The organism is Acuticoccus kalidii, assembly GCF_021556395.1.
Taxonomy (GTDB): domain Bacteria; phylum Pseudomonadota; class Alphaproteobacteria; order Rhizobiales; family Amorphaceae; genus Acuticoccus; species Acuticoccus kalidii.
This window is the reverse complement of sequence record NZ_JAKGCS010000033.1, coordinates 88,489-106,893: the sequence shown is the minus strand read 5'-3', so window position 1 is coordinate 106,893 and position 18,405 is coordinate 88,489. Positions and strand designations below refer to the sequence as shown.

General features: G+C 66.8%; 18 protein-coding genes and 1 other RNA gene. 12 read left to right on the top strand and 7 right to left on the bottom strand.

The features are described from left to right. Positions 1-39: 39 nt before the first annotated feature. From pdxA to L1787_RS18940, 10 genes are all read left to right on the top strand, one after another. Positions 40-2,250: a 4-hydroxythreonine-4-phosphate dehydrogenase PdxA gene (pdxA, locus tag L1787_RS18985; protein ID WP_235710682.1), complete on the top strand. Its 2,211-nt coding sequence runs from the start codon at positions 40-42 to the stop codon at positions 2,248-2,250. A 263-nt stretch (positions 2,251-2,513) separates the two neighbouring features. Next, a complete protein-coding gene (locus L1787_RS18980) occupies positions 2,514-3,674 on the top strand; it encodes a transporter substrate-binding domain-containing protein (protein WP_235710681.1) in 1,161 nt (386 codons plus the stop codon). Next, entirely contained in the window at positions 3,671-4,282 is a 612-nt protein-coding gene (locus L1787_RS18975; protein WP_235710680.1) for an ANTAR domain-containing response regulator, read from the top strand. The genes L1787_RS18980 and L1787_RS18975 overlap by 4 nt, the downstream gene beginning before the upstream one ends. Beyond that, a complete protein-coding gene (locus L1787_RS18970; protein WP_235710679.1) occupies positions 4,283-5,515 on the top strand; it encodes an urea ABC transporter substrate-binding protein in 1,233 nt (410 codons plus the stop codon). A gap of 147 nt (positions 5,516-5,662) precedes the next feature. Next, on the top strand, positions 5,663-6,535 hold the full coding sequence (locus L1787_RS18965) for an ABC transporter permease subunit (protein ID WP_235710678.1): 873 nt from the start codon (positions 5,663-5,665) through the stop codon (positions 6,533-6,535). After that, positions 6,532-7,641, top strand: coding sequence for an ABC transporter permease subunit (locus L1787_RS18960; protein WP_235710677.1), 1,110 nt, complete (start codon positions 6,532-6,534; stop codon positions 7,639-7,641). Before L1787_RS18965 ends, L1787_RS18960 begins: the two co-directional genes overlap by 4 nt. Continuing rightward, positions 7,638-8,357 carry an ABC transporter ATP-binding protein gene (locus L1787_RS18955; protein ID WP_235710676.1) on the top strand — a complete coding sequence of 240 codons (720 nt, stop codon included), beginning with the start codon at positions 7,638-7,640 and terminating at the stop codon, positions 8,355-8,357. The genes L1787_RS18960 and L1787_RS18955 overlap by 4 nt, the downstream gene beginning before the upstream one ends. After that, positions 8,347-9,060, top strand: coding sequence for an ABC transporter ATP-binding protein (locus L1787_RS18950; RefSeq protein ID WP_235710675.1), 714 nt, complete (start codon positions 8,347-8,349; stop codon positions 9,058-9,060). The genes L1787_RS18955 and L1787_RS18950 overlap by 11 nt, the downstream gene beginning before the upstream one ends. Positions 9,061-9,111: 51 nt before the next feature. Beyond that, complete coding sequence (locus tag L1787_RS18945; RefSeq protein ID WP_255720673.1) at positions 9,112-10,074, top strand: acetamidase/formamidase family protein; 963 nt, start codon at positions 9,112-9,114, stop codon at positions 10,072-10,074. A gap of 9 nt (positions 10,075-10,083) precedes the next feature. After that, positions 10,084-10,845 (top strand): SDR family NAD(P)-dependent oxidoreductase, encoded by a 762-nt coding sequence (locus tag L1787_RS18940; RefSeq protein ID WP_235710673.1) that lies wholly within the window; start codon positions 10,084-10,086, stop codon positions 10,843-10,845. A gap of 84 nt (positions 10,846-10,929) precedes the next feature. Here L1787_RS18940 and L1787_RS18935 read toward each other — a convergent pair whose 3' ends face one another. The 7 genes from L1787_RS18935 to L1787_RS18905 form a co-directional block, all read right to left on the bottom strand. Next, complete coding sequence (locus L1787_RS18935) at positions 10,930-12,432, bottom strand: Do family serine endopeptidase (protein ID WP_235710672.1); 1,503 nt, start codon at positions 12,430-12,432, stop codon at positions 10,930-10,932. Positions 12,433-12,452: 20 nt separating this feature from the next. Beyond that, a complete protein-coding gene (locus L1787_RS18930) occupies positions 12,453-12,641 on the bottom strand; it encodes a DUF2065 domain-containing protein (RefSeq protein ID WP_235710671.1) in 189 nt (62 codons plus the stop codon). An 8-nt stretch (positions 12,642-12,649) separates the two neighbouring features. Next, positions 12,650-14,053 carry a protease modulator HflC gene (gene hflC / locus L1787_RS26140; RefSeq protein WP_369415117.1) on the bottom strand — a complete coding sequence of 468 codons (1,404 nt, stop codon included), beginning with the start codon at positions 14,051-14,053 and terminating at the stop codon, positions 12,650-12,652. Next, complete coding sequence (hflK, locus tag L1787_RS18920; RefSeq protein ID WP_235710670.1) at positions 14,053-15,270, bottom strand: FtsH protease activity modulator HflK; 1,218 nt, start codon at positions 15,268-15,270, stop codon at positions 14,053-14,055. The genes hflC and hflK overlap by 1 nt, the downstream gene beginning before the upstream one ends. 142 nt (positions 15,271-15,412) lie before the next feature. Next, on the bottom strand, positions 15,413-15,910 hold the full coding sequence (locus L1787_RS18915; protein ID WP_235711017.1) for a dihydrofolate reductase: 498 nt from the start codon (positions 15,908-15,910) through the stop codon (positions 15,413-15,415). Further along, on the bottom strand, positions 15,910-16,701 hold the full coding sequence (locus L1787_RS18910) for a thymidylate synthase (RefSeq protein WP_235710669.1): 792 nt from the start codon (positions 16,699-16,701) through the stop codon (positions 15,910-15,912). Before L1787_RS18910 ends, L1787_RS18915 begins: the two co-directional genes overlap by 1 nt. Positions 16,702-16,711: 10 nt before the next feature. Then, entirely contained in the window at positions 16,712-16,957 is a 246-nt protein-coding gene (locus L1787_RS18905) for an excalibur calcium-binding domain-containing protein (RefSeq protein WP_235710668.1), read from the bottom strand. 186 nt (positions 16,958-17,143) lie between these two features. Between L1787_RS18905 and ssrA the strand changes: the two genes are divergently transcribed. Together ssrA and L1787_RS18895 are read left to right on the top strand one after the other, a co-directional pair. After that, positions 17,144-17,510, top strand: a transfer-messenger RNA (tmRNA) gene (gene ssrA / locus L1787_RS18900). Positions 17,511-17,831: 321 nt separating this feature from the next. Next, on the top strand, positions 17,832-18,404 hold the full coding sequence (locus tag L1787_RS18895) for an SspB family protein (protein ID WP_235710667.1): 573 nt from the start codon (positions 17,832-17,834) through the stop codon (positions 18,402-18,404). Position 18,405 lies beyond the last annotated feature (1 nt).

Here is an 18,405-nt window from a genome sequence, read left to right as displayed (position 1 = left end):
GCGATCGACGCGGCGGCGGCCTCAGCATAGTCTTCCGTGATGGGCACACCGTTCCCGCATCTGTCGATCCTCGCCGACGACCTCACCGGCGCGGCCGATTGCGCCGTGGCGTTCGCGCGCACCGCCCATGTCGAAGTGCGCCTCGGTGCACCGGACGGGAGCGCCCCCCGCCGCGCCGGCGTCGTCGCCTATGACCTCGACACGCGCGATGCGCCCGCCGCATCCGCGCTTTCGGCGCTGGAGCGGGCGCTCGCCGCGGTCGGCGATCGGGGCGTGCGGGTCCTCAAGATCGATTCCACCCTGCGCGGCCATATCGAGGACGGGGTCGCCGCCATGGCGCGCGCCGGCGGCGCTGGGCCGGTGATCGTCAATCCCGCCTTCCCGGCGCTGGGGCGCACCTTCGAGGGCGGCTGCGCCCGGCTCGGCGGCGTCCTGGTCGAAGAAACGGCGTTCGGCCGCTCGCAGCATCTGGCGCCCGGCGCGTCCGACCTTAGCGCGCGCCTCGCCGCGCGCGGTCTTCGCGTGGCCCCGCTCTCCCTCGCGACCGTCCGCGGCGGCGGGTTAAGCGAGGCGATCCGGGCCGCCGATTGCGACATTCTCCTTCCCGACGCGGTGGACGAACGCGACCTCGACGCGATCGCCCGCGCCGCGCTCGACGTCGACGCATCGGCCCGCCTCGTCGGCTCGGGCGGCATCGCTCGCGGGCTCGCCCCATTGGTCGCGGGCGCGCCGGAGCATGGCGATGACGCCGATTTCGCCGGCCCCATCCTCTGGGTCATCGGCTCGGCGACGGGCATCAGCCGGACGCAGGCCGCGCGGATCGAATGCGGCGAGCGGGTCGTCGCCTCGCCGTCCGGCGCCATCGCGCCGCCCGATGCGGCCCGCCTCGCCGCCACCCTCGCAGCCGGCGGCGATGCGATCGTCACCCTGTCGCCCGCGACCGGCGGCGACGGTCTCGATCCCGCTTTGCTCGACGCCATGGTCGCCGGGTTGCCGGCGATGCTTCCGACCGGCGCCAGCCTCGTCCTCACCGGCGGCGCGACGGCCCGGCGCATTCTGACCGCCTATGGCGTTGCAGCCGTCCGTCTGATCGGCGAAATCGAGCCGGGGGTGCCCTTCGGCGAGGCCGACGGACCGGCGGGCCCTCTTCGCATCGTTCTCAAGGCCGGCGGGTTCGGGACGGACGACACGTTCGTGCGGATCGGCGCCGCACTTCACGCCCGCCCTTCGAAGGAGACACACACCATGACCCGGCCCACTATCGCCATCACGATGGGCGACCCCGCCGGCATCGGCCCGGAGGTCATCGCCAAGTCGCTCGCCCGGCCGGAGCTCTTCGAGATCTGCCAGCCGGTGATCGTCGGCGATGCCGACCGCATCGCCTATGCCGCCCGCGCCGCCGGAATCGCGCCACCCGATTTCACCATCGTCGAGGCCGGCGCGGACCTTCGCGATCCGCCGGGGCCGATCCCCCTCGTCGAGGCATGCGCGGTCGGCGAAGCGCTCGCCTGGGGCGCGGTCTCCCCGGTCGCCGGCCAGGCCGCCTATGATTGCATCGCCATGGCCGTCGATCTGGCGGTGAAGGGCGCGGTCGACGCCATCGCGACGGCGCCGATCAGCAAGGAGGCGCTCCACGCGGCCGGCCACAAATTCCCCGGCCACACCGAGCTGATCGGCTCGATGACCGGCGCCTCGGAAGTCTCGATGATGCTGACGACGCCGAAATTGCGCGTCATCCACGTCACCACACACATCGGCCTCATCGACGCGATCGCGAAGATCGAGCCGGGGCTCGTCCTCCGCACGATCGAGCGCGGGCGCAAGGCGCTCCTCAAAATGCTCGGCCGCGAGCCGCGGATCGGCGTGTGCGCCATCAATCCTCATGCGGGCGAGCATGGCCTCTTCGGCCATGGCGAGGAGGCCGAGAAGATCGAGCCGGCCATCGCCGAGGCGAACGCGGCAGGCTGGGACGTCACCGGCCCGCTCGCCGCCGACACGCTCTTCTTCCGGGCCGCGCGCGGCGATTTCGACCTCGTCGTTGCGATGTATCACGATCAGGGCCACGGTCCGGTCAAGGTGATGGGGCTCGACGAGGGGGTGAACGTGTCGGTCGGCCTGCCGATCATCCGCACCTCGGTCGACCATGGCACCGCCTTCGACATCGCCGGCAAAGGGATCGCCGACGATCGCAGTCTGATCGCGGCCCTTCGGGAGGCATCCGTTCTCACCGGCCTCGCCCGCGATGCGTAACGGGACGAGTGTCTCAGGCATTCCGACCCCCGTTGCGGCCTTGGTAAGCGTGTTGCTCAGAATCGAGCGGCGTTGGTTTAATATTTCAGCAACATCTCTGTTGACTTCCGATCCTTATTCACGGACCTTCAAATCAAGCGACGTGACGACCTCAACGGCGAGGCAGTCGCTCACTTGAACGGATTTTCGAGACGCTTCGAGCGTCCGGCAATGGAGCCTCTTGCGCAGCCGCGCAGGGGGCTTTTTTGTTTTCGGAGGGCGGTTTGGCGATCACTGTCCCAGTTTGCCTGCTGTTTTCGCGCTCCGGCTCCTATGCCGCGGTGAGCGAGCACATGCGGGCGGGCGCCCGCCTCGCGATCGACGAGATCAACACCTCGGGCGGCCCCGTCGCCTTCGAGCCGACCGAAGCCGATCCCGGCGGCGAGCCGCGCGCCTATATCGATGCGGCGCGCGACATCCTGGACAACCAGAAAATCAAGCACGTCATCGGCTGTTACACTTCGTCGAGCCGGAAGGATGTTCTTCCATACTTTGAGAAGCATGACGCGCTGCTGTGGTATCCGTCCCACTATGAGGGGTTCGAGACCAGCGCCAACGTTATCTATACCGGCGCGGCGCCGAACCAGCACGTCATGCCGCTCGCGCGCTATGTGCTCGCCCGCGGCTGGCGCCGCGCCTATTTCATCGGCTCGAACTATATCTGGGCGTGGGAGAACAACCGGATCCTGCGGGACGTCCTGACGTCGGCCGACAGCGAGATTGTGGGCGAGCGTTATCTTCCCGTCGGCGACACCGATCTCGACGCGGTCATCCGACAGATCGTCGACCTGCGGCCGGACTTCGTCTTCAACACGCTGATCGGCGAATCCGCCTACGCCTTCTATCGCCGTTTCCGCGACGCGATGCCCGAGGGCCTCGACCAGGCGCAAGACATGCCGGTCGTCAGTTGCAGCCTCGCCGAGCCGGAACTTGCTTCCATCGGGCCCGACGCGTGCGACGGACACCTCTCGTCGAGCGTCTATTTCTCCACCGTGAAGACGCGGGAAAACCAGCGCTTCAAGGCGATCTGGCGCGATCGCTATCCCGAGCTCGGCCTGCCTTCGGCTGATGCGGAGGCGAGCTATGTCGCGGCCCATGTCCTCGCCCGCGCGGTCGAGATCGCCGGCGAGCCGGGTCTCGCCGCGGTGCGCGAGGCCGTCGCCGGTCTGTCGATCGCCGCGCCGCAGGGGCCCGTCACGATCGATCCCGACAACCACCACGCCGCGATGCGCACCCGCATCGGCCGCTCCACCCGCGAGGGCACCTTCGAGATCCTGACCGAAAGCGTCAGTCCCGTGAAACCCGACCCCTATCTCGTCTGGGAGGAGGAGTTTCGCCAGCAGCGCCCGACCCGTTCCGCCCCGAAACTGAGGATCGTGCGATGACCCCGCCGGTGGTCCGCAATTTCCGTGGCGCCCACGCCCTCGTCTGCCATGCCGACGATGGCGGCCGCGCGACGCTCGCCGCGACGCTGCAACAGCTCGGCCTCGAGGTGACGCTCTGCGATCCGGCCGACGGCGCGAAGCCGCCGATCACGAATTTCGACGTCGTCTTCTTCGACGCCGATGACGGGATCGACGGCGCGGCCGAGCCGCTCGACATTCCCCTCATCGCGCTCATCGGCGTCGAGGCGCCGAGCCGGCTCGCCCGCGTCGTGAAGCGGCGGGCGGCGGCCTACATCATCAAGCCGGTGCGCTCCTCCGGCATCTATACCGCCCTCGTCGTCGCCTTTTCCGAGCACGCGCGCCGGAAGGCCGAAGCGGACGAGCGTGCGGCGCTGTCCCGCCGCCTCGCCGGGCGCCGCCCGATCGTCAAGGCCATCCTCCATCTGATGCGCCGTGACGGGCTCGACGACGACGCCGCGTTCCAATCGCTCCGGACCGACGCGATGCGCCGGCGGGTTCCCGTCGAGGACGTCGCGCGGGAGCTGATCGAACAGGCGGATGACGACGACCAAACCGCCCCAGAAACCCGAAATGCGAAGAGGATGTAGATGACCAGCACCTTCCGTCCCACGCGCCTGTTGGCGACCGCCGCGATTGCGGCCATCGTCGCCGGCCCCGCTCTCGCGCAGGATCCGATCAAGATCGGCGTCCTCGAGGATCAGTCCGGCGATTTCGCCGCCGCCACCACCGTCAAGGTCCACGCGATCGAGCTCGCGGCCGACGAGATCAACGAGGCCGGCGGCATCGACGGCCGCCCGATCGAGCTCGTCGTCTACGACACCCAGTCCGACAACCGGCGCTATCAGGAATTCATGCGCCGCGTCCTGCAGCGCGACCAGGTCGACGTCGTGTTCGCGGGCTTCTCGTCCGCCTCTCGCGAGGCCTACCGGCCGATCGTCAATCAGTTCGACGGCCTCGCTTTCTACAACAACCAGTATGAAGGCGGCGTCTGCGACGCCAACATGATCGTCACCGGCGCGGTGCCGGAGCAGCAATTCTCCACCCTCATCCCCTGGATGATGGAGACCTACGGACCGAAGGTCTACACGATCGCCGCGGACTATAATTTCGGTCAGATCTCGGCCGAATGGGTGCGCAATATCGTGGCCGAGAATGGGGGCGAAATGGTCGGCGAGGAGTTCATCCCGCTCGGCGTCTCGCAATTCTCGCAGACGATCCAGAACATCCAGGAAGCCAATCCCGACTTCGTGGTGACGCTCCTCGTCGGCGCGGCGCAGGCCTCCTATTACGAGCAGGCCGCCTCCGCCAACCTCGGCAAGCCGATGGCCTCCTCCGTCAATGTCGGCCAAGGCTACGAGCACAAGCGGTTCACCCCGCCCTCGCTCGCGAACATGTACGTGACGACCAACTACATCGAAGAGGTCGACACGCCGGCGAGCAAGGAATTCCTCGACAAGTTCCACGCGAAATTCCCGGATGAGCCGTACGTGAACCAGGAAGCGGCGAACTCCTATATCGCGATGTATCTCTACAAGCAGATGGTGGAGCGCGCCGGGTCGACCGACCATGACGCGATCCGCGCCGAGCTCGCCAAGGGCGATGTCTGCTTCGACGGGCCGTCCGGCAATGTCTGCCTCGACCCGAAGAGCCAGCATATGTCGCACACGATCTACCTCGCGAAGGTCGAGGACGATCATTCGATCTCCTTCCCGACGGTGTGGGAGGACATCGACCCCTATTGGCTCGGCGAGGCCGGCTGCGACCTCACGCAGAACGATCCGTCGGCCCAATACACCCCGTCCAATCCGCCGGCCCAATAAAGCCGACGATCCGGTCGAACACGCAAGCGCGCCGGCCGGTCCGGCGCGCTTGCCGGCGCGAGCGACGCGGGCGGGCCTCGGCCCGCTCGCCCCCTGCGCCGCCGACCGGACGCTTCGCCATAACGGACATCACGAGGACCAGAGCGGATGGATTTCTTCTCGACCGCCTTCGCCATCATCTACCAATTCGGCGACGCGTTCGCCTTTCTCGTTCTCTCCGCGGCCGGCCTTGCCGTGATCTTCGGGATGATGGGGGTGATCAACCTCGCCCATGGCGAGTTCATCATGTGCGGCGCCTACGTCACGGTCGCCGTCGCGCGGATGGGCGTTCCGCTGCCGCTCGCGATCGTCGCGGGCTCGATCGCGGCGGGCCTCGTCGGGCTCGTGATCGAACGGCTCGTCATCCGCCATCTCTATCACCGTCCGCTCGATTCCATCGTCGCCACATGGGGGATCAGCCTCATCGCGACGCAAGGCGTCCTCATCGTCCTCGGCTCGACGATGCAGGGGATCGGCACGCCCCTCGGGAGCGTTCAGGTCGGCGCCCTCTCTTATTCCACCTACCGCATCGTGCTGATGGCGGCCGCGGTGTTGATCCTCCTCGTCCTCTGGCTCCTCTTTTATCGCACGCGCTATGGCGTGATCGCCCGCGCGACCATCGCCGCGCCGCAGATGGCCCGCGCCCTCGGCGTCGACACGCGGCGCGTCTACGCCCTCACCTTCGCGCTCGGTGCAGCCCTCGCCGGCCTCGCGGGCGGTCTTTACGCCCCGACCATGACGCTCGTGCCGACGATGGGCGCGACCTTCATCGTGGAGAGCTTCGTGACCGTCGTCGTCGGCGGGGCGGACATCTTCCTCGGCGCGGCCCCGGCGGCGGCGATCCTCGGCGTGATCCGCGCCGGCCTCACCGCCTGGCAGGGCCAGTTCTTCGGCCAGATCGGGCTTCTCGTCGCGGTGATCCTCGTGATCCGCGTTCTTCCCAACGGTCTGTCCGGCCTCATTCTGGGGAACCGTCGATGACCGATATCTCCCACGAGAAAAGCCTCGTCGACAGCGCCCCGATCGCCCGCCGCTCGCGGGCAAGGCGTTGGCTGTCCCATCTCGAAGGCCCGCAAACCTTCGGCAGCGGCATCGCCTTCTGGACGATCTTCGTCCTCGTCGTCGCCGCGGCGTGCGCCTATCCCTTTTTCGCCGACGGATGGACGGTCGGCAACGCGGCCTACTTCCTCGTCTGGACGTTCATGGCGATGGGGCTGTCCGTCATCTGGGGCTATGCGGGCGCGCTCTCCTTCGGCCAGACCGCCTTTTTCGGCCTTGCGGGCTACGCCTATGGCGTGCTGACGATCAATGTCGGCGAGACCTATGGCTTCACCTTCATCGCGCTCGTCATCGCCGTGGCGCTCGCCGGCGTGTTCGCCGCGGTGCTCGGCTATTTCATGTTCTATGGCCGCATCCGCGGGGTCTTCATCGGCATCGTGACGCTCTCCGTCACGCTCGTTTTCGAGACGTTCATGGCCCAGACCGCCGGGCCGCAATGGGCGATCGGCTCGGCCCGCCTCAACGGCTTCAACGGCATGACCGGGATGCCACCCCTCACGGTGCCCTGGTTCGGCGGCGACATCGCGCTTTGGCCGGACCGGCCGCTTTATTATGTGCTCCTCGCCCTCACCGTGATCGTCTATCTCGGGCTGCGGATGCTTCTCAACTCGCGGTTCGGCAACGTCCTCGTCGCGATCCGCGAGAACCCGGAGCGGGCGGAGATGCTCGGCTACGACATCCGGCTCTACCAGCTCCTCGCCTTCGTGGTCGGCGGCGCGCTCGCGGGGCTCTCGGGCGTCCTCTACACGGCCTGGGGCCAGTACATCACACCGAACTCGATGGGCCTTACCGCGGCCGCCCTCCCCGTCGTCTGGGTCGCCGTCGGCGGCCGACGGGACATCACGGCGACGCTGATCGGAACGCTCCTCGTTCTGTCCCTTTTCCAGACGCTGACGATCTATGGCAGCCAATATGCGCTGGTCGCGATGGGCGCGCTCCTCGTCCTCATCGTGCTCCTCGCGCCGGAGGGTATCGTGCTCGGCTTCGCCAATCTCGTCGACCGCCTCACGAAACGGAGGGGCGCATGACGATCCTCAAGACCGAGAAGCTGAAAAAGAGCTTCGGCGGCGTCCACGTCGCCCGCGACATCGACTTCACCCTCGAAAAGGGCGAGATGCACTGTCTCATCGGCCCCAACGGGGCGGGCAAGTCGTCCTTCTTCCGCCTCATCCTCGGCGAGCATCGGCCGGACGGCGGCAAGATCCTCTTCATGGACGAGGACATCACCGATGCCCGTTCGTTCGCCCGCATCCGCAAGGGGATCAGCGTCAAGTTCCAGGTGCCCGGCATCTTCAAGGCGCTGAGCGTCCACCAGAACCTCACGATCGCCTTCCAGAACCACCTGCACGGGCACGATCTCGAGGCGACCATCGCCCGCGTCCTCGACTTCGTGAGCCTCGCTGACGTCGCCACCGAGCCGGCCGGCGCGCTGTCGCACGGTCAGCAACAATGGCTCGAGATCGGCATGGCCGTCGGCGTGGAGCCGAAGCTTCTCCTTCTCGACGAGCCGACGGCGGGCATGTCGCCGGACGAGACCCACAAGACCGGCGAGATGCTGCACGAGTTGAACGCGCAAGGCATCACCATCCTCGCCGTGGAGCACGACATGGCCTTCGTCGAACAGATCGCCTCGCGCGTCACCGTCCTCCATTTCGGCGCGATCTTCGCGCAAGGCACCGTCTCGGACATCATCGCCCACCAAGGCGTCGCCGAAATCTATCTCGGAGGCGGCCATGGCGGGTGAGACGCTTCTCTCGGTCAGCGGGCTGCGCGGCGGCTATGGCGGCAAGCCGGTCCTTCAGGGCATCGATCTCAGCGTCGAGGAAGGCGAGATCGTCGCCGTCATCGGCCGCAACGGCGTCGGCAAGACGACGCTCCTCAAGACGCTGATCGGTCTCCTCTCACCGATGGACGGGACGATCCGCTTCGCCGGGGAGGACGTGACGTCGCTTCCCGCCGACAAGCGGGCGAAGGTCGGGATCGGGTATATTCCGCAAGGGCGCGAGGTCTTCCCGCGCCTCAGCGTCTCGGAGAATCTCATGGTCGGCGAGACTGCCGGCGCCGGCCGATCCGAGCCGAATTATCAACGTGTCTACGATTTCTTCCCGATCCTGAAGGAGCGGGCACGGCAGGCGGCGGGAACGCTGTCGGGCGGCCAGCAACAACAACTCGCGATCGGCCGCGCGATGATCGGCGCCCCGCGCCTCATGCTCCTCGACGAGCCGTCGGAGGGCATCCAGCCCTCGATCGTCCAGGAGATCGCAAACAACGTGAAACGCCTCAACGCCGAAACCGGCGTTGCCGTCTTGCTCGTGGAGCAAAATCTCGATCTCATCGTGTCGATGGCTCGGCGCGGCTTCGTCATCGACAAGGGCCGCATCGTCGCAAAACTCGGCCCGGAAGAGATCACCTCGCGCGATGTCGTCCGCAGACACCTCGCGCTCTGAAGACCTTTCGCAATCGGAGTGAAACACGTGAGCTGGTTCGAAACCTCACTGATGGCCAAGAGCGGTGTCGCAAAGGGCGAGGCCCGCACGACCCACTCGATCACCATCGCCGACCAGGGCAAATTCCACTATGTCTACGGCCCCTATGTCGACCCGGTGATCGAGGTCGATCCGGGCGCCGTCGTCACCGTCGAGACGCACGACGCTTTCGAGGGCAAGATCACCTCCGAGAGCGATCAGCCCTCGAAGATCCTGAATTTTCCCTACCTCAACCCCCAAACCGGCCCGATCTATGTGAAGGGCGCCGAGAAAGGGGACTGTCTCGCCGTCAAGATCAACTCGGTGAAGCCGCGCGGGCCGCAGCCGGTCGGCACGACCTGCCTCATTCCCGAGTTCGGCGGCCTCGTCGCGACCGGGGACACCGCCCTTCTCAACGATCCGCTGCCGGAGAAGGTGAAGAAAGTCCGCCTCGACGAGAACGGCGTCTACTGGTCCGACAAGATCACCCTTCCCTACGAGCCCTTTATCGGGACCATCGGGACGAGCCCGGAAATCGAGGCGATCTCGTCCCTCCAGCCGGATTATTATGGCGGCAACATGGACCTTCCGGACGTGGCGCCGGGGGCGATCATCTACCTACCCGTCAACACGCCCGGCGCCTTCCTCTATGTCGGCGATTGCCATGCCGTGCAGGGCGACGGTGAGCTCTGCGGCGTCGCGATGGAGATGCCGGCGACGGTCGAGCTGCAGGTCGACCTCATCAAGGGCCACACGATCGCTTGGCCGCGGCTCGAAAACGAAGAGTTCGTGATGACGATCGGCAGCGCGCGCCCGCTGGAGGATGCCTCGCGCATCGCCTATCGTGAGCTCTGCCGTCTCGTCGCCGCGGAGACGGGGATGCACATCAACGAGGCCTATATGCTGCTGACGATGGCCGGCAAGGTCCGGCTCGGCAACATGGTCGACCCAAAATATACGGTCGGTGCCTCGATCGCCCGCAAATATCTCGTCTGAGGGGACACCATGGATCTCGGTCTCAAGGGAATGAAGGCGCTCGTCACCGGCGGCACCAAGGGGATCGGCCGGCACTGCGCCGAGATCTTCGCCGCCGAGGGGGCGAGCGTCGCCGTCTGCGCCCGCAACAAGGACGAGGTGGCCGAGACCGTGGCCGCCTTGGAAGCGAAGGGCGTCAAAGCCTATGGCGAGGCCGTCGACGTCGCGGACAAGGCGGCGCTCGAGGCCTTCGTCACCGCCGCGGCCGACGCGCTCGGCGGGCTCGACATGGTGGTCGCGAACGTCTCCGCGCTCGCGGTCGCCGACGACGAGGAGGCCTGGAAGAAGGGGTTCGACACGGACCTCATGCACACGGTCCGCCTCGTCAACACGGCGATGCCCTATCTCGAACGGTCGAAGGCCGCGTCGATCACCGCGATCTCCAGCGTGTCCGGCCGCGAGACGGATTTCACCGGGCCCGCTTATGGGGCCTACAAGGCCGCGCTCGTCCACTACACGCACGGCCTCGCGGTGAAGCTCGCCGCGAAGAATATCCGCGCGAACGCCGTTTCGCCGGGCAACACCTACTTCGAAGGCGGGATCTGGAACCAGATCGAGACCGGCAATCCGGAGCTGTTCGCCGAGGCCCTCGCCCTCAACCCGACCGGCCGGATGGCAAAGCCGGAGGAGGTCGCCCGCGGCGTCGTCTTCCTCGCGAGCCCCGCTTCCTCGTTCACGACGGGGACCAACCTCCTCGTCGACGGCGCACTCACCCGCGGCGTCCAGCTCTAAAGCGGGGCGCCCCGCTCCCCAAAAAAAACGGCGCCCCGATCGGGGCGCCGTTTTTCGTTTCAGGCCGGAGGTGATGGCGGCGCGTCAGTCCTCGAGGCGGATGGCGGTGAAGCGCAACTCGCCGTCTTTGTTGGACAGGGTGAGAAGAGCGGTCTTGCGGCTGTCCGATTTCAGCGCCTCGATCTGGTCGAGCACGTCCTTCGGCGTCGCGACCACGCGCTGGCCGACCTCGAGGATCACGTCCCCCGCGACCACCCGCTTTTCCGCTGCCCGGCTGTTCTCCTCGACCATCAGGACAATGACGCCGTCGATGTCGGGGTCGATGTCGAACGATTCCCGCCGTGTGTCGTCGAGCGGGGCGAGGACCATGCCGAGCACGGCGGTGCCCTCGTTCTCGGCCTCGGTGGTGTCGGTCTCCTCGGCGTCCGTTTCGGCCGTCGCGGAGGCGGCGCGCGCCTCGGTCTCTTCGAGTTGGCCGAGATCGACGGCGATGTTCACCTCTTCCCCGTCACGCATCACCACGACGTCGACATGCTTGCCGATCGGCGTCTCGGCGACGATGCGCGGCAACTCCCGCATCGTCGGCACGGCGCGCCCGTCAAATTGGACGACGACGTCGCCGGCCTTGATGCCCGCTTTGTCGGCCGGTCCGTCCTCGGTGACGCCGGCGATCATCGCACCGTGCGGGGTGTCCATGCCGAAACTGTCGGCGAGATCGTCCGTGACCGGCTGGATCCTGACGCCGATCCAACCGCGCCGGGTCTCGCCGAATTCCAGGAGCTGGCCGATGACGTTCTGCGCGATCTCCGACGGGATCGCGAAGCCGATGCCGATCGAACCGCCGCTCGGCGAGATGATGGCGGTGTTGATGCCGATGACATTGCCCTGCATGTCGAACAGCGGGCCACCGGAATTGCCCCGGTTGATCGCCGCATCCGTCTGGATGAAGTCGTCATAGGGGCCGGATTGCAGGTTGCGGTTGCGGGCGGAGATGATGCCCACCGTGACCGTGCCGCCGAGGCCGAACGGATTGCCGATCGCCATCACCCAATCGCCGACGCGAAGGCGCTCAGAGGCCGCGAACTCCAGCGGGGTCAGCGGTTCGTCGGGCTCGATCTTGAGGACGGCGAGATCGGTCTTCGGGTCGCGGCCGACGATCTCGGCCGGATATTGGCGACCGTCGGCGAAGTTCACCGTCACCTCATCGGCGTCCTTGACGACGTGGTTGTTGGTGATGACGACGCCGTCCGCCGAAATGACGAAGCCTGAGCCGAGGGATTGGACGCGGCGCGGGTCCGGGGAATTCTCGTCCTGATCGAAGAAGTCGTCGAAGAATTCCTGAAAAGGCGAATCGTCCGGGTTCGCGCCGTCCGGCGGGGTCGGCAAGGTCGGCCGATCCGTCGCGACGCGCTGGGAAGTGGAGATGTTGACCACCGACCCGAGCAGACCTTCGGCGAGATCGGCGACGGACCGCGGGCCGGTCTCCTGCGCGATCGCGCTCGTGGAAGAGAGTGTCGCGACGGCGGGGGAAAGCGCCAGAACGGCGCCCGCGAGAGCGGCGCACAAGCGGCGGGTGATCGCAGTCATCGGGTCCTCCATGCGCCGCGTCATGCGGCGCGCACCAACCAAACTAATCCCACCCCGAGGATCGCCGCTCCGAGACCGGCGATCCGCAACGTGTCGGTCGGGGTCGATAGGATCCTGCTCATCATGTCACGCATTGCCCGAGGCGCCAGGGCGTAGAGCGCGCCTTCGACGGCGAGCACAAGCCCCAGCGCAGACAGGAGGTCGGTCATGCGGCCCGTTATCGAGCCTGACCGGTCGCCGCCGCTCCATTGTCGTCGGCGTTCGTCGTCGACGTACCGGCGCTATCGGCCGCGCCCGCTGCGGTATCCGGGCGTTGGTCGGCCGCGCCCGACGCAGTGTCGGACCCGGTCGTCGTGGCGCTCGCATCGCTTTCGCCGGATTGCGCGGGGCTTGCGCCGGCGCCTGTCACGTCTGCGTCATCGGCGGCGGGATTCGCTCCCGCCTGCCCTTCGGCCGCAGCATCCGCCGCCGGAGACGTCGCCGGGGCGGCCGTGTCGACCGCGGCGTCGGTGCTCGCCTCGGAGGGTTCGGCGGCCGCCTCAGCAGCGGCCGCGTCGGCCTCCGCCTCGATCGCCGCCGCTTCGTCCTCGGCGGCCATGGCGTCGGTGGCTTCCTCCGCCTCGGCCGTGGCGGCGTCCTCTTCGAGCCCGGCCGCAGGCGGGGTGAGGCTCGACGTGTCGGCCCCGGCGCTCGGCGCTCCGGTCTCGCCGCCCGTCCCGGTGCGGGCCGCGGCGGGCGTCGCACCGCTCATCGGATCCTCGCCGAAGGGGCGGTTGAAGTAGCGGAAGAACTCAGAATTGGGCGACAGCACGAGGCGCGTGTCCTGCGAGCTCAAGCCCTCTTCGTAGGCCTGCATGGCGCGATAGAAGGCGAAGAATTGCGGATCCTGCTCGTAGGCGTTGGCGAAGATCGCACTCTTTTGCGCATCACCCAGACCACGGATCTGTTCCGATTCACGCTGCGCCTCGGCGCGGAGCACCGTCGCGGTACGGTCGGCCGCGGCGCGCAGGCGCTGGGCGGCCTCCTGACCACGGGCGCGGATCTCGCGCGCTTCCTGCTGACGCTCGGTCTGCATCCGGCGATAGATCGCCTCCGAGTTCGCCTCCGGCAGGTCCGCACGGCGGAGCCTCACGTCCACGATCTCGACGCCGATATCGGCCGCGCGGTTCGACACGTCGTTGCGGATGCGGTGCATCAGGTCGGAGCGGTTGTCCCGCACGATAGCCTCGAACGTCGCGTCGGCGAGGACGGCGCGGAGCGAGGCCTGAACGAACGTCGACAGGCGCGAGGCACCTTCGCGGACATTGTTCACCGTCTGATAGAAGCGCACCGGATCGGCGATGCGGTAGCGCATGAAGGCGTCCACCACGAGGCGCTTCTGGTCGGCGGCGATGATTTCCTGCGCCGGCACGTTGAGGTCGAGATTACGCCGGTCGAGGAAGCGGACCTCCTGGACGAGCGGGATCTTGGCGTTGAGGCCAGGCTCGCGAATGGCCTGACGCACCTCACCGAACTGCAGGACGAGGGCCTGCTGGGTGGGATTGACGATGAAAAGCGAGTTCAGCGCGACCACCACCACGATGGCGATGATCACGACGATTCCAATGAGGCCGGCGCGCATCAACGGGCTCCCTGGGCGGTCGGCTGCGACTGGGCGCGGTCAAGGCGGTCCAACGGCAGATAGGGGACGACACCGGAGCCGTTGCCGACGGGCTGATCGATGATGACCTTGTCCGTGCCGGCCATCACGCGCTCCAGCGTTTCGAGATACATACGCTGACGGGTCACGTCAGGCGCTTTTTCATATTCCGTCAGCACGGAGACGAAGCGGTCGGCCTGACCGGTCGCCTCGGCGACGACCTGATCGCGATAGGCGTTCGCCGCCTCGACGATCTGCGCCGCTTGACCGCGTGCCTGCGGAACCACTTCGTTGGCGTAGGCGTCGGCCTCGTTCTGGAAGCGCTCTTGGTCGGCGCGGGCAGCCTGCACGTCGCGGAAGGCGTCGATGACCTCGAGCGGCGGGTCGACCTTCTGCATCTGCACCTGGCTCACCTGCACGCCGGCGCCATATTCGTTCAGCGTCGCCTGCATGAGCGTCTGCACGTCCTGTTCGACCTGCTGGCGCTCCTGGGTGAGGATCGGCTGAATGTTGCGGCGGCCGACGACCTCGCGCATCGCGCTCTCGGCGACCTGCTTCACGGTGCCTTCCGGATCCTCGATGTTGAAGAGGAAGTTGGCGGGGTCCGAGATGCGCCATTGCACCTTGAAGTCGACGTCGACGATGTTTTCGTCGCCCGTCAGCATCAGGCTTTCTTCCGGCACGTCCTGGCCCTGGCCCCGTCCGTCACCGCGCGAGCCGATATTGACCTCGCGGATACGCAGGACATCGGGCGTATAGACCTCGCCGAAGGGGTACGGCCAATTGTAATTCAGGCCCGGCTGCGTCGTGCCTTGATAGCGCCCGAGAACGAGCTCGACACCCAGTTCGCCGGGGCCGACGCGGTAAAACCCGGTCAAGCCATAAAGAATGACGACGACCACCAGCGCGAGCGCGATGCCGCGTCCGCCGATCCCGCCGAGCGAGGGACCACCGCCCTGATTGTTGTTGTTGCCGCCGCCGCCTTTGCGCGGGAAGACCCGGCGCAGCTTGTCCTGGCTGCGACGCAAAAGCTCCTCAAGGTCCGGAGACCCTTGTGGATCCTGGCCGCCACCGCGCTGCGGTCCGTTGTTGTTGCCCCCCCAAGGATTCGGGCGGTTGGGACCGCCGCCACCCCAAGGGCCGTCTCCACCGCCCCAGGGTCCGCCACCCTTGCCGCCCGACTGGTTATTCCAGGGCATCCCCGCTCCCCTTGCCGCTTCGATGATGAGACCGGCGTTTCGCCGGTTGCATGCGCAGATAATCATTCGCGCTTGCTCCGCAAACGCGGCGAAATGCGCCACGCGAACCCGCCTTATAGGCTGGGGATCGGCGTTCTTTCAATCAATTGCCGGTGGGGGTGCGAGCATAAGTCTCGAATGAGAACGCAAATTCGTCTCGTTCACCTTGTTCGCCCGGCACGATGTCGACGAGGCGAAAGCGCTCCGGATCGATCGGCGGGAAGTGGACGTCGCCGTCCGGCGTGGCGTGAACGCGGGTGATTTCGATCCCGTCGGCGAGCGCCATCCCCTCCGCGTAGATCCGTGCGCCCCCGGCGAGAAAGACGGGCGTGGTGCTCATCGCGATCGCCTCGGCGAGGCTTTTCGCCGCCTCGACCCCGTCGATCGGCCGGCGGGTGACGACGATCGTGCGCCGCCCCGGCAGCGTCTTGCCGATCGATTCGTGCGTGCGGCGGCCGATGATGATCGTGTTGCCCGTGGTCCGCGCTTTGAACCGCCGCAAATCGCTCGACACGCGCCAGGGAATCGCAAGACCGCGACCGATGACGCCATTCTCCGCGACGGCCGCGATCAGCGTGACGGGCTGGCCCTCTCCCACCATCAAACCGCGACGGGCGCCTTGATCGCGGGATGGGGGTCGTACCCTTCGATGCGGATATCCTCCGCCGTGATGGCGAAGAGGTCTCGCGGCGCGCCCGACAGATCGAGGCGCGGAAGAGGACGCGGCTCGCGCGACAATTGCAGCCGGGCCTGCTCGAGATGGTTGAGATAAAGGTGCGCGTCGCCGAGCGTGTGGACGAGATCGCCGGGTTCGAGATTGGTCGCGTGGGCGATCATGTGCGTCATGATCGCATAAGAGGCGATATTGAAGGGCACGCCCAGGAACGCGTCGGCGGAGCGCTGATAGACCTGGCAGGACAGCCGGCCGGCGCCGACATGGAACTGAAAGAGGAGATGGCACGGCGGCAGCGCCATCTTGTCGAGGTCGCCGACATTCCAGGCCGAGACGATGTGCCGGCGCGAGGCGGGATCGCTCTTGATCCCCTCCACCACGCGGGCGAGCTGATCGACGGGGCCGTTCTCGGTCGGCCAAGCGCGCCATTGGCGGCCGTAGATCGGTCCGAGCTCGCCGTCGGCGTCGGCCCACTCGTCCCAGATCGTCGCGCCGCGCGCGTTGAGGGTGCGTGCGTTGGTCTCCCCGGCGATGAACCAGAGGAGTTCGGCGATGACCGACTTCAGATGCACGCGCTTGGTCGTCACCACCGGGAGACCGGCGGACAGATCATAACGCGTCTGATGGCCGAAGACGGACAGCGTTCCGACGCCCGTGCGGTCCGCCTGGCGCACCCCTTCGGTGAGGATGCGGTTCAGTAGCTCATGATAGGCCTTCATCCGAGCCCCCTCATCTGTTGCAGCCGATCTCGCGCATGATCGCCTCGACCTCGGCGCGCGAACCGCAGACATTCTCGCACGGGATGCCGTCACCGTCGCCGTCCGCACGCGCATGACGGCCCGCGCACCAATTCACCACCGCCTCCCGGCAGGTGCTGTAGTCCTTGCAAGTGGCCGCAACGGCCGCGCCGGGAACCGTGGTCACGGCGAGCGCGATGGCGAGCCGAAGCCACGTGGCGGGAGAAAAATGGATCATAAAATATTCGCCGTTCAACAACGGCCGTTCTGGAAAAATGGAAGCGAACGGCTCAATCCGGAATAGGCGGCGGGTTGCCGCATGGATAGGATTCGCGCGCCTTCGCCGCGGATTGTCACCGCAATTCTCGTCCGCGGCGTCAGCATTTCCCGTGGCTCGCCTCGGCGAGAGCGGGTGCGCGCCACCCCCCTTTTTTTCCGAGTGGTTTCCCCCTACATTCCGTTCTGCCAGCGACGGTTGGCTATGGCGATAAACGGACTGCGTAATAAGCTCTTCGGACCCGGGGGCGGTACCCGGCGCCTCCACCCAAGCCCCGCGATCCTCAGGGACGCGGCGGGGTTTCGGCGGGGGCGAAATAGGATCGACGAGGGTGTAAAGGCTTTTCTTTCGCTCGGTATGGTACCACCGTTATCGGACCGAACCTTGTAGTTGCGAATGACAACTATGCTGAGGCCCGTCTCGCTGCGTAATGCGGCGTGACACCTCGATTTAAGCCCTCCTACCGCAAGTAGGAGGCGGGGTTTGAAGGCACCTGGCAACAGAAGCCTTCGCTTCTCTCTCCCCTTTCCGTTTTATCGAGCGTGCACGGCACGTTCATCGAGCGCGCCCGGCGAGCTCATCGCGCGCGGCATACTCATGGAGTGTGCCCCACACGGTGGCACTCGGCATCAAATCCGGGGAAAACCACGCGATGGGCCGGCTTTGGTACGCAAAGTGCAACCAACTCGGTTCAAAGCCGTTTTACGGGACTGGTTCTCGCCGGCGCCGGGCCCATCTCAGGCGCGCTGCGGCATAAATGGACCTTAATCCGTCAATACCGCATTGGATTGGCTCTCCCGACGCGCTAAATCCGGCGGGGCATTGGAGGCTGACGGTGGCAGACGACCTCATCCGGTACGACGTTTTGGTCCAAGACGCGCTTCGGGGCGTCGTGCGAAAAGTGATGCGCGAGGTCGCCGATGGCGGTCTTCCCGGCGAGCATCACTTCTATATCGCGTTCGACACGACGGCGCCGGGCGTGCGCATGTCGTCCCGGCTGCGCCAGCAGCATCCGCAGGAGATGACCGTCGTCCTGCAGCATCAATTCTGGGATCTCGCCGTCACCGATCACGGCTTCGAGGTGGGTTTGTCGTTCGGCGGCGTGCCGGAGCGGCTCCTCGTCCCCTTCGCGGCGGTCAAAGGCTTCTTCGATCCGTCGGTTCAGTTCGGCCTTCAGTTCGACCCGTCGAACAATGGCGAGCAGACCGAGGAGACGGCCGAGCACGCCTCCGTCGCCGATGGCGAGGCCTCGCCGATCCCCTCCCTTCCGACCCGCGCGGCCGAACCCGGCGAGGCGGCGACCGGAGAGGCCCCCGCCGGCGAAGACGGTGAGGCCGAGCCGGACGAGAACGCGCCCAATTCCGGCGCGGAGGTGGTCTCCCTCGACGCGTTCCGAAAGAAGACCTAAA